Source organism: Halobacteriovorax sp. (genome assembly GCF_041587335.1).
GTDB lineage: Bacteria > Bdellovibrionota > Bacteriovoracia > Bacteriovoracales > Bacteriovoracaceae > Halobacteriovorax.
In genome coordinates, this window is the sequence record NZ_JBFGYP010000104.1 from 1 (window position 1) to 11475 (window position 11475).

Below are 11475 nucleotides of genomic sequence, written 5' to 3' on the forward strand. Positions count from 1 at the left end.
CATCCCGAACTCAGAAGTCAAGCTCGTCAGCGGCGAAAGTAGTGCCAGGGGGACTTGGTGTGAGGCTAGCACGATGCACCCATTATTTTAAAAAAGCTCATCTTCGGATGAGCTTTTTTTTTGCCTAAAATTCAGATTATTTAATCTTTTAAAACTATTCTTTATTAAGAATTAACGACTTTTTTTTCTTTTAGAGCAATCTCTAACACGATACAATAACCATATGATATCTAAAATACTGAAAATACAATTGATAGGACTATTCTTTTTAACTCTAATCGCCTTCTACGCGTATTACTTTTCTGATGTTTTGCCAGATAATTTCTTCTTAATATCTTCAGGTACAAATGATGTTAATTACTTTAGTTATTACTTAACAACTTTTGTGGCACTGGTTGGATATTATACTGGTCCTTGGATATTTCTTCCTTTCTTCTTTTTTGCATTACTATATACATTTGTTTTCTCTAAGAGAGATTCAATGCTAGATAGCTTCAATGCTTTTACACTCTTTGGTACTTTCTTGTTTTTTACATATCTTATTTATCCTAGTTTCTTAGGAGCCGGGATATTCTATGTTTTAGAGAATAACTTCTCTGGAATGATGATATTTCTATGTACTATGTTTTGTCTTGTTGGCTTTTTGGCCGGATCATTTAGAGAATCTTTCAAAGATAGTATTTTTTCTATCGCAGATTTCTTGAAAAATGCTCCTTCAAAGGTCGCTAGAGCTTCAGCACAAATTTCTCCATCAGAAATTAACCATAAAATACAAAATAAGGGTGATGATTTTGTTTCAAAAGTTAAGACTAAGGTTCCTTTACTTTTAAAGGGCGAAACTAATAAGTCTGATGAAAAGCCTGCTTTTGCACAAAGAATGGAGCAATCTGGTCCATCTGCTTCTGTTGAAGAAACTAAAGAAACTAAAGAAGATAAGTCCTCATCCATCTCTTCTTTCTTTAAAAAGTCCATGACTGGGAATGATGAAGTCGAGGATGTTCAACCAATAGAGAAAGATGAATCTACTCAAACTCCTATTAGTAATTCTGTTATAAATGAAGATAAAACAGCTCCAGGTGGAGGTGTTGTTCGTATGGCCTCTTCTATAGGAGCTTCAAAATTAAAGAACTCTAATGCTGGAACAGAAGAAGAAAGTAGATATTATTCTTTAGTAAAAACAATTTCTAAAAAGAAAGAAATTAAGCGCGTTAGTCACCCTGATGATAAGTACTTTGATGAAATTACAGACATTATCGAAGAGAAGCTTGGTGAGTTTAAAATTGATGGTGTGATTATTAATGTTTTGAAAGGTCCAGTTGTTGATACTTTTGAACTTGAACTTGGCTCAGGTATTAAGGTATCAAAAGTTACAGGTGTTACTGAAGATTTATCAATGGCACTATACGGGGCACCTATTAGAATTGTTTATCCTATGAAGGGAAGAACAACTATTGGTATTGAAGTTCCTAGAAATCCAAGAGAAATTATATACTTAGATGAAGTGCTTGATTCTCAAGACTTCAAAGATTCTAGAACAATGTTACCAGTTGCTATGGGAAAAGACGCATTTGGGGATACATTTGTTGTTGATTTAGCAGCTATGCCACACATGTTAGTGGCCGGGGCAACAGGTGCAGGTAAGTCAGTTTTCATTAACTCACTTCTTGTTTCATTATTAGTTAAAAAATCTCCTAGGCAGATGAAGCTTATTCTTATTGATCCAAAGCAGTTAGAACTTGCTGTTTATCAAAAGCTTCCTCACCTAGTTATGCCAGTGGTAACAGATGCAAAGACTGCATCTATCGCGCTACTTTGGGCCGTTCAAGAAATGGACCGTAGGTACTCTATACTTAAAGAGTTTGGAGTTAGAAATATTGCAGGCTTTAATGAAAAATTAAAAACTGCTGATCCAGCTTTAATTGCAAAGATTCACCATTATTATGAAGACTCAGGAGCTGATGAGTATGAGTTACCTTGTCTAGTTATTGTGGTTGATGAGTTTGCGGATTTAATCCTTACTAAGGCCGGAAAAGAAATTGAAATGAACATCTCTAGATTAGCTGCCAAGGCCAGAGCAGCAGGTGTTCACCTTGTTTTAGCAACACAGAGACCGTCTGTTGATGTAATTACAGGTGTTATTAAATCAAACTTTCCAACAAGAGTTTCGTTCAGAGTGACGTCGTCTACAGATTCGAGAACTATTTTAGATAAAATGGGTGCTGAGAAGTTGCTAGGAAAAGGTGACATGCTCTATAAGAGAGGTGTTGAAATGACACGTGTTCACTCTTCTTTTGTAGATGAGGCTGAGATTGAAGTCCTGACTGAAGAGTTAAGTAAACTCCCTCAAGAATTTAATGAGAATGCAATAGAATTTCTTGAGAATGGTGGTGAGGTAGAAACTGATGAGTATACTTACGGCTCACATGTTGTATCTCCAGATAGTACTAGTTCTGATGATGATATGTATAACCAGGCGCTTAAGGTTGTAATGGAGTCGAGATCAGCTTCAGCTTCCATGCTTCAGAGAAGATTACGTATTGGTTATAATAGAGCAGCTAACTTAATAGAAGAGATGGAAGGTAAGGGGATTGTTGGTCCGGCCCAAGGGTCTAAGCCACGTAAAGTACTTGCTGCGTCAGATAGTCTATAAAAGTCAAAAATTACTAAGCAAATAATGCTTTTAGGTGGTCATTTACACCTTGAAGCATTATGATCTCTATGTTATTTAAAATCACTAAATTGCAATCATGCAAAATAAACATTCCCTCTCGGGAAGGTCTACCAACTGGTAGCTAGAGGGATTAGACTAACCAACCTAGGAGCATACATGTCTAATGAATTAAAAATCGAAGAATTATTATCTGCCGGAGCACACTTTGGTCACCAGACTCATAAGTGGAACCCAAAAATGAAGAAATATGTTTTTGGTGAAAGAAACGGTATCTATATTGTTGACCTTGGAAAAACTATTCCTGCAGCAAAAAAAGCATATGACTTCCTTAAAAAAGTTTCTTCTGAAGGTAAGCCAGTTCTTTTCGTAGGAACTAAGAGACAAGCTTCTGAAACAGTAAGAAATGCAGCAATCAGCTGTGGAGCTAATCACGTAACTTACAGATGGTTAGGTGGAATGCTTACTAACTATAAAACAATTACTCTTTCAGTTGATAAGCTAAGAAAAGTTGAAAAAATGAAAGAAACTGGAGACTTCGGACTTTTAACTAAGAAAGAAAGATCTAAGATTGAAAAAGATGTTATCAAGTTAGAGAAAAACCTTGGTGGTATCAAAGATATGAGAAAAATCCCAGGTGCTCTATTTGTTGTAGATCCTAACTCTGAGAGAATTGCTGTTCAAGAAGCAAACGTACTAGGTATTCCTGTAGTTGCAATTACAGATACTAACTGTAGCCCAGATGGAATTGATTATGTTGTTCCAGGTAACGATGATGCAATCAAGTCTGTTTCTTTATTTGCAGAGTACTTTGCTGGTGCAGTAAACGAAGGTCTTGGTCAAGCTAAGAAAACTGGAAAGCTTTCTAAAGATACTAAGACAGCTAGAGACACTAACCTTGAGAAAGAAATCATTTCTAAGTACGAAAATGATATCGACCTTAAGGGTGAAGAATAATTAATTTATAATTAAATATTAGCGAGGAATAAAAATGGCAATTTCTGCAAAAGATGTAAAAGAGCTAAGAGAAAAAACTGGTGCAGGTATGATGGACTGTAAGAAAGCATTAACTGAAGTTAATGGTGACTTAGAAGCAGCTGTTGATTACCTAAGAACAAAAGGTTTAGCTAAGGCCGCTAAGAAAGCAAGCCGTGTAGCTGCTGAAGGTGTGGTTGTAACTCTAGTTGAAGGTAATAACGGTGTAATCCTTGAAGTTAACTGTGAAACTGACTTTGTTTCAAAAGGTGACGATTTCCAAGGTTTTGCAAAGAGTATGGCAGAGTACGCTCTTTCAAATAAAGCTAGTTCAGTTGACGAACTTAAGTCAGCTAAAGAAGCAGAAATAAATGAACTTACTATGAAATGTGGTGAGAAAGTAGACGCTAGAAGATTAGTAGCTCTTTCAACTTCAGGTCTAATTGGTTCTTATAATCACGGTGGAAAGATTGGTGTAATCGTTGATCTTGATACTGATAAAGCTGATTCTGCTGAAGTTCTAGAACTTGCAAAAGATATCTCTATGCACGTTGCTGCTGCTGCTCCAACTTTCTTAAGTGGAGACGACATTGACGAAGATTTTAAACTTAGAGAAGCTGATGTTTATAGAGCTCAGTTAAAAGAAGAAGGAAAGCCTGCTGAAATGATTGAAAAAATCGTTCTTGGTAAGCTTGGTAAATTAGCAAAAGAAGTTTGTCTTCTTGAGCAACCATTTATCAAAAACCCTGATTTAACAATTAAGAAACTTGTTGCTGAAACAGCATCTAAAGTAGGTGGAACGATCTCTATTAAATCATTCCATAAGCTAAATCTTGGTGAAGGTATCGAAAAGAAAGAAGATAACCTTGCTGATGAAGTTGCAAAAATGACAAGTGGACAATAAGTCGTACAAAATTTAAAAAATATAAAGGGGACTTCAATTGTCCCCTTTTTTTTGACCTACTTCTAAACCTTTGGAGAATGAGTGAAATATAATAGAATTCTTTTGAAATTATCTGGGGAAGCTCTCGCTGGTGATAAAAATGGTGGCGTTTGTAATGATGTTCTAAACCAAATTTGTGATGAGGTTAAAAATCTACACCTAATGGGAGTTGAAGTTGCTCTAGTTGTTGGTGGTGGAAATATTCATAGAGGAGTTGCAGGTGCAACAAAAGGTATGGATAGAACAACTTCTGACCACATGGGAATGTTGGCAACAGTTATTAATTCTTTGGCCTTACAAGATTGCCTTGAAAGAAAAGAGATTAGTACAAGAGTGATGTCTGCTATTGAAATGGCCGAGATTGCGGAGCCATATATTCGCCGCCGTGCTGTGAGACATTTAGAGAAGAAAAGAGTTATAATATTTGCAGCGGGTACAGGTAATCCTTATTTTACTACTGACACTGCAGCAGCACTAAGAGCAAATGAAATTGATGCTGACGTTATAATGAAAGCAACTAAGGTTGATGGAATTTATGACAAAGATCCTATGATTCATGGTGACGCTGTAAAATTTGATGAATTAAAGTATATTGATGTACTAAATAAAGGTATAAAGGTTATGGATTCTGCTGCTATTTCATTGTGTATGGATAATGAAATTGAGATAATTGTCTTTAATATGTTTGAAAAAGGCAATGTTCAAAAAGCAGTGATTGGTGACCAGATAGGTACAACTGTTAAGAATTAAACGGAGATTATAAATATGATGGATGAAATTAAGCCTACATTAAATACACAAATGACTAAATCAATTGATTCTTTAAAGCATCAATTAACTAAAGTACGTACTGGTAGAGCTTCTGCTAGTGTTTTAGATGGTGTTTCTGTTGATTACTATGGCTCTCCAACAGCTGTAGCTCAAGTTGGTCAAATAAGTACTCCTGAAGCAAGACTTCTTCAGATTCAACCGTTTGATAAAACAATGATTGCTGCAATTGAGAAAGCTATCCTTGGAGCAAACTTAGGTCTTACTCCTTCTAATGATGGAAACTTAATTAGAATTCCATTTCCAGCTCTAACTGAAGAGAGAAGAAAGGAACAAGTTAAAGAAATCAAGAAAAGTGGTGAAGATGCGAAAATTGGTATCAGAAATTCACGTCGTGATCAAAATGAAGTTGTAAAGAAAGCTGAAAAAGCAAAAGAGATTTCAGAAGACGACTCTAAAAAGTTTCAAGCAGAAATTCAGACAATTACTGATAAGTATGTTGCTGAAGTAGATGTTATAATTGAAGCAAAAGAAAAAGAGCTACTTTCAATATAAGATGACTGAAATGAACCTTAAACATATTGCTATTATTATGGACGGGAATGGGCGTTGGGCCCAGAGTCGTTCACATGAGCGTATTTGGGGTCATATTCGTGGATCTAGAATAGTTTCAAAAATAGTAGAAGAGGCAGATGAGTTAGGTGTAAAGGCTTTAACTCTTTATGCTTTTTCTACTGAGAATTGGAGTAGACCCGTTGGGGAAGTTACAGTTCTTTTTAAGCTTCTTAAGAAGTTTCTTCTTAAAGAAAGAAGTAGAATTTTAAAAAATAATATTCAATTTAAAGTAATGGGAGATACTTCTAAGTTACCTGAGAAGACAAAGAGTCTTATCGCGAGCCTAGAGGGAGAGTCCCAAAGTAATACTGGATTAATGTTAACGTTCGCTTTTGGTTATGGTGGGCGCGATGAAATTGTTCAGGCTACAAATAAGTTTATCAAAGAAAACCCAGGTAAGGAGTTAACGGAAGAGCTCCTCCAATCATACTTACTCATGCCTCAGCTTGGTGACGTTGATCTTTTGATCAGAACAGGTGGGGATCAAAGAATTTCTAATTTTCTATTATGGCAGTCTGCTTATGCAGAACTTTATTTCACTGAAACAAAGTGGCCAGACTTTACGAGAGTAGAGTTTAAGAAGATTGTTGAATTTGTTTCAAAGCGTGAGAGAAGATTTGGTAATATTTGTTCTTCCGATCTAGAGTCATCAAAGTTGATGGCAGTAGAGAATAAGGAAACTATTACTAACCTCTAAGGTGCATTCACATGTCTAATACTCAAAAAAGAATTGCTTCGGCCATAGTAATGGCATTGATCGTAAGTGTTTGTTTATATTTTGGTACAAAGTCAGCTCTATCTTTTATTTTAGTTGTCGGTGTCATTAGTATTGATGAGCTATTTGTAAACTTCTTTAAGGGATCAAGAAAAAGTATTAATTACTTAATATCTTTCTTCTCTCTTATTCTCCCTTTTATTTATTTCAACTTTTTAGACCATAGCCCACATTTTCTAGATGTGTTCGTAAATGCAGGTCTGGTTCAGAATCTATTACTGTTGATATATCTATTTTATATTCCAATGGAATCAAACTTTATAATTAAAAAAATCGAAAAGTACTCATTCGTATCAGCACTTCTCATTTTATTACCACTTATGTCTCTGGCTTCATTATTTCAGTTCGATAAGTGGATATCTCTTGTAGTTGTTCTTCTATTGGTAAATTTTGGTATGGACACTGGTGCATGGTTCTTTGGAAAGAACTTTGGAAAGCATAAGCTTTGGCCAAGTGTGAGTCCTAATAAAACAATTGAAGGCGTTATTGGAGGTGCATTAACTTCAGCATTTGTTGGAGGGATAGCATTCCACTTCTTATTTGGAAAAATGGAAGTAAAACTATTTATATTCTTTGCCTTTTTAGGGCTAATGTCACAGGTGGGAGACCTTATTCAGTCTAAACTTAAGAGGCAGTGTGAGATTAAGGACAGTTCTGCTCTTATTCCTGGTCACGGTGGAGTTTATGATAGAATAGATAGTCTAATGTTTTTGACTCCATTCTATGCAGTGGCAATCAAGTATTTTTATTTTGGATAGGTAAAAAATGATAGAAAAAGTTTTAATATTTATTTTGTTTCTTGGGCCTTTAGTTTTCTTTCATGAGCTAGGTCATTTTCTTTTTGCTCGCTTATTTGGAGTAAGAGTCCAAGTCTTTTCAATTGGATTTGGTCCTAAATTATTTAAATTTAAAAAAGGCGATACTGAATATGCCGTATCTTTAATTCCTCTTGGTGGTTACGTGAAGATGTACGGAGATGATCCATTTAATGGAGATGCCATTCCTGAAGAGGAGCGCAAGTATAGCTTTACCCACAAGAGTAAGTGGGCAAGATTTTGGATTGTTTTTGGTGGACCACTGGCAAACTTTATCATGGCCTATGTAATCTTTTTCTCTCTACTTATTGGCGGAGAAAAGATGCCTGAGTTGAAAATGGGACTAGTTGCAAATGATTCTAAGTTTGCAAGCTTTGGTATAAAGACCGGTGATATCCTCAAGGAAGTTAATGGAGAATCTGTCTCCAATCCTTCTGACGTTGTTTTGATGGATGGTGGAGTGAAAACTCTTACTGTTGAGAGATTTGGAGAACTTAAAACTGTAAAAATTGGGATGACTGGCGAAGAGTTCTTTGAAGAAATGGTTAATTATCCTCCGTTCTTAAGAAGACCTGTAATGACCTCGTTTAATGGTGATATCTTTGCTCTTTCTTTGAGTAAAGACTCTGTTAACTGGTCAGAGTCTCTAGATGAGCTTGCTGACCATGCAGAAAACCAACCAATATATCTATTTAAATTAAGTGAAGATACTGATCTTGGTGCTGTAAAAATTGAAGAAGAAAGACCGTATGTTGCTGAAGTAAAAGTTGGCGCAAATGGAAATGAGTCATTCTTTAAGACTATGAGAGAAGCAAAACTCTATCCAAATGATATGTTCGTAAAAAGTATCTCTATGAAGTCTCCAGCTGAAAAATCTGGAATTATTGGTGGAGATATTATCTTAGGACTTAATGGAAAAGATATTTATAGCTTTGATATTCTTAGATCTGCACTTCAGAAAACTGAAACAGATGTTGTTCAGGTAGATATCTTATCTAAAGGTGAGATAAGAAATGTTTCACTTACTCCAGATGTTAAGAAGCAAGGAGATAAGGAAGTAAAATTAATTGGTGTTTACTCAAACGGTGCATTTCAGGGGATGAAGTTTGTAGATACTCCTTCAAAGGGTTTTGTAGGATCATTTACAGGAGCATTCACAAGAACTTGGGACACTATCGTTAAAACAGTGGGCTCGTTTAAGAAGTTAATTGTTGGAGAAGTTTCACTTAAGAATATTGGTGGACCTCTAGCAATTGGAAAAGTTGCTTCTGACTCATTTCAAACAAGTTTATCGTATTTCTTCCAGTTAATGGCCCTAATTTCTGTAAATCTTGGTGTAATAAACCTTTTCCCTATCCCTGTTTTAGACGGTGGGCATATTATGTTTCTTATCCTTGAATTTATAAATAGAGGACCAGTCTCTAGAAGAAAAATGGAAATCGCACAACAGTTTGGCCTATCTATGCTTCTGATGCTAATGATTGGGGCTATTTTTAACGACGTGGTGAGATTCTTTTAATGGCATACTTATTTATTGATACATCCGACCATTTGGTTTTAGGTCTTTTAGATGAAGGTTTCAAATGGTTGGAGCTTATTGAGACGCAGGATAAGAAAAGTTCAGCTTCAATTCATTCACATATATACAACTTACTAGAACCTAGAGGACTTAAGGTGAGAGACGTAAAAGGCCTCTTTCAAGTTGCAGGTCCTGGTTCGTATACTGGTATGAGGATTTCGGAAGGAATTTCTCAAGTTTTAGAGTGGCAAAATATCCCTATATATTCTTTCTATCACTTTAGCGTTCCTAAAATTTTAGGGGTTGAAAAAGGTGCTTGGGTCTCAAAGGCCTTTAAGAATGAGATATTTCTATATGAGTGGAGAGGAAGTGAAGTTAAGAAATCCTTGCATGCTCAAGATGAACTTGAGTCGTTACAAGAGAGTTTACGAGATGAGCTGGGAGAGTTTTGGACTCACTTTGAGGGAATCTTCGAGAATATTAATAACTTCAGCTCTCATTTAATTAAAGAGAGTGAAGGTCAATTATTTGCTCATGCTGCAGAGAGTTGTCTTCGTGAAAAACCCTTTTATTACAGATCTTTAGAAAATGAGTTCCACGTAAGCAATAAATGACATCGGCGCAATTTGTTGATAGATTTATAGTATGGGACTAACTTACTTACCTAGATGGATATATTTCTTCATTTCTTTTGTAGCACTACTTTTAATGCTTCTCTTTGGAGTGGTTGGTCTACTGGTAACAGTCATTACCTTTGCGATAACATTTGGAATTTTCAGAAAACAAAAACAAGACTTTAGAACTGACTCTAATGACAATGTTATTGTTTCTCCAGTTAATGGAAGAGTTTATAAAATCGAAAAAAATATTACACATGAATTTTTTGGAACAGATATGACCTGTGTTCAAATTCAAGTTCCTTTTTGGAAAGAGTTTGGTTTATTCTTTCCGGCCAAGTCTGAAATTCATCAAGTTCAAGCGAGCTGTGAGGCGTGTGTTGATCACCTTGTAAAATTTAGATTAAAAAGTGGATTGGATATAGGTCTGGCAGTTGGGCAAAATATTTTAAGACTTGCCCCACAGATAATAGTTCTCCCTGGTGACAGAGGGAAGCAGAAGGTAAACTTTGGTTTCCTTCCAATGGGTGGAGAAGTAAAAGTATACATCCCATCAGCATTGGAAGTATTAATTAATGAAAAAGATGAAGTAGTTGCCGGACAGGGGATTTTGGCCGGTATTCCTACTGATATTGAGGAAAAAATAATATGATTGATCAACCTAAAAGGTTAGCGTTCTTCTTACCAAATACTTTTACAGCATTGAATATGGCCTGTGGTTTTGCTTCAGTAATTATGTCTTGGAATGGACAATTTTATAATGCGAGTATGATCTTACTTTTGGGAGCGATTTTTGATTCCGTAGATGGGAGAGTTGCAAGAATGACTGGAACTCAGTCTCAATTTGGAGAACAATTTGACTCTATTAGTGATGTTGTATCTTTTGGGATTGCACCGTCTTTTCTAGTTTATAATTGTTTCTTTAAAGATATGGGAAGACTGGGAATGGTGGTCTCATTTATTTATCTTCTCTGTGGTGCTTTAAGACTTGCGAGATTTAATGCAAATATTGATAAAGTAAGTAGTGATTACTTTCAAGGACTTCCTATTCCTACTGCTGCTCTAGGGCTTGTGGGTTATGTTCTTTTAGCGATTGAATTTGAACTTATTCAATCTTTAACACCTTTTACTATTTTCTATGTTGTTCTCTATTCACTTTTGATGATTTCAAATGTTCCATTCTACTCATTTAAGAATGCTGCTTGGGTGAAGACACATAAGAAGAGAGTCTTAGCGATTATCTTCCTATTACTTGCATTGATATTTACTTATGAGCAGTTAATGATTGGAGTTATCACAGGAACCTATGTTCTAGGTGGCCTAATTTATTTTATAACCCATAAGGGCGCATTAGAAGATGTATTTTCATGGAAGAGCGAAAATGATGAAATTAGTGAGAATAAGTAAGTTAATATTTTTTATACTCTTAACTACCAATTGTTATGCTAATGACAGTAGTACTCAAGGCATTCCTGGGGGAGAACTTTCTTCTCCAATGGATAGTACTGAAGGTGGTGAGAGTGCTTATTTCCCAAGTGAAAATCATAAACCTATGGAAGATGTTGAAGCTGGAGAAAATGCTTATTTTCCAGATGAAGATGATAGGCCATTAGATAAAGTCAAAGCGAATGCTACCTCTTCTCCTTTAGTTCCAGGTGGAAGTAATTATGGAAAGACAGTTTCTGGTAATGGTCTTTCTACTCAATTCAATTCAGGTGCTCCATTTAGTGGGTTGAAGTCTGATGAATACCTCTCTTATACCAATGAAGAGATTCTAGCC

The 11475-nt window shown here is 35.7% G+C and carries 12 protein-coding genes; all 12 read left to right on the forward strand.

All coding sequences use genetic code 11. The features are described 5' to 3' along the window. The first annotated feature begins 223 nt into the window (after positions 1-223). Positions 224-2650 (forward strand): DNA translocase FtsK, encoded by a 2427-nt coding sequence (locus ABX784_RS12710; protein ID WP_372655427.1) that lies wholly within the window; start codon positions 224-226, stop codon positions 2648-2650. A gap of 177 nt (positions 2651-2827) precedes the next feature. Next, entirely contained in the window at positions 2828-3625 is a 798-nt protein-coding gene (rpsB, locus tag ABX784_RS12715; protein ID WP_372655428.1) for a 30S ribosomal protein S2, read from the forward strand. Positions 3626-3659: 34 nt separating this feature from the next. Further along, positions 3660-4547 (forward strand): translation elongation factor Ts, encoded by an 888-nt coding sequence (gene tsf / locus ABX784_RS12720; protein WP_372655429.1) that lies wholly within the window; start codon positions 3660-3662, stop codon positions 4545-4547. Positions 4548-4628: 81 nt separating this feature from the next. Further along, positions 4629-5336 (forward strand): UMP kinase, encoded by a 708-nt coding sequence (pyrH, locus tag ABX784_RS12725; RefSeq protein ID WP_372655430.1) that lies wholly within the window; start codon positions 4629-4631, stop codon positions 5334-5336. A gap of 15 nt (positions 5337-5351) precedes the next feature. Next, entirely contained in the window at positions 5352-5909 is a 558-nt protein-coding gene (frr, locus tag ABX784_RS12730) for a ribosome recycling factor (protein ID WP_372655431.1), read from the forward strand. A gap of 1 nt (position 5910) precedes the next feature. After that, entirely contained in the window at positions 5911-6666 is a 756-nt protein-coding gene (gene uppS / locus ABX784_RS12735; RefSeq protein WP_372655439.1) for a polyprenyl diphosphate synthase, read from the forward strand. Positions 6667-6677: 11 nt separating this feature from the next. Then, a complete protein-coding gene (locus tag ABX784_RS12740) occupies positions 6678-7502 on the forward strand; it encodes a phosphatidate cytidylyltransferase (RefSeq protein ID WP_372655432.1) in 825 nt (274 codons plus the stop codon). A 7-nt stretch (positions 7503-7509) separates the two neighbouring features. Further along, positions 7510-9078, forward strand: a complete 1569-nt coding sequence (gene rseP / locus ABX784_RS12745; protein ID WP_372655433.1) for an RIP metalloprotease RseP — start codon at positions 7510-7512, stop codon at positions 9076-9078. Then, entirely contained in the window at positions 9078-9692 is a 615-nt protein-coding gene (locus ABX784_RS12750; RefSeq protein ID WP_372655434.1) for a hypothetical protein, read from the forward strand. Before rseP ends, ABX784_RS12750 begins: the two co-directional genes overlap by 1 nt. A gap of 31 nt (positions 9693-9723) precedes the next feature. Continuing rightward, positions 9724-10347, forward strand: a complete 624-nt coding sequence (locus tag ABX784_RS12755; RefSeq protein ID WP_372655435.1) for a hypothetical protein — start codon at positions 9724-9726, stop codon at positions 10345-10347. Further along, the gene (gene pssA, locus ABX784_RS12760) at positions 10344-11102 is read left to right on the forward strand and encodes a CDP-diacylglycerol--serine O-phosphatidyltransferase (RefSeq protein WP_372655437.1); all 759 of its coding nucleotides are present in this window, start codon (positions 10344-10346) and stop codon (positions 11100-11102) included. Before ABX784_RS12755 ends, pssA begins: the two co-directional genes overlap by 4 nt. After that, a partial coding sequence (locus tag ABX784_RS12765) for a hypothetical protein (RefSeq protein WP_372655438.1) occupies positions 11077-11475 on the forward strand: 399 nt, incomplete at its 3' end. The genes pssA and ABX784_RS12765, both read left to right, overlap by 26 nt.